This is a genomic window from Streptomyces katrae, assembly GCF_000966975.1.
Taxonomy (GTDB): Bacteria; Actinomycetota; Actinomycetes; order Streptomycetales; family Streptomycetaceae; genus Streptomyces; species Streptomyces katrae.
Genome location: NZ_JZWV01001762.1, coordinates 1 through 560, shown reverse-complemented (window position 1 = coordinate 560; position 560 = coordinate 1). Strand labels below are relative to the sequence as shown.

Below are 560 nucleotides of genomic sequence, written 5' to 3'. Positions count from 1 at the left end.
TCGTGGAACGGCGCGATTGAATGCGATCCGATTACCGAACTGCGGGACATGACTACTTTCATGGCAATGACACTTCCTGGCGAATCTCGCGGATATTCGGCGCCGAATCGCCTACCGCTTGGTCACCATGAGTTCCATGCTACCGCTCGGTCACCATGAGTTCCATGACCAACTTTCGCGTCACCTCATTCCTGCTCGCAGCTTCACTGCTGGCCGCATCCGCCCCGGTGAGCGCAGCGCACGGAGCCGCAGCGGCTACCCGAGAGACCTACGCGTCCGTCACCTGCAATAAGGGCGGCATGAAATACTCCTTCAAGGGGTGGGGCGTCGACTTCCCGAAGGGATCGAAGGTCCGGGTCGTCACATCGGTCATGACCGCCGACAGCACGGGTTTTGGAGGACCCACGTGGGACAGCCCCTTCGAGACCACTCTCTACGCCAGCCAGAGCGGCTCCTGGTCCACGCCGACGACGACGAAGAATGCCGTCAAGTCCGACTACGAAATTCAGGTCACGGTGGACGTCTACGAGGGGCAGAAGAAGGTGGGAACCGATCACGAT

The 560-nt window shown here is 60.2% G+C and carries 1 protein-coding gene; it reads left to right on the top strand.

The genetic code is table 11. The features are described 5' to 3' along the window. Positions 1–164: 164 nt before the first annotated feature. The coding region (locus VR44_RS45825; protein ID WP_157880575.1) for a hypothetical protein at positions 165–560 on the top strand (396 nt) is incomplete at its 3' end.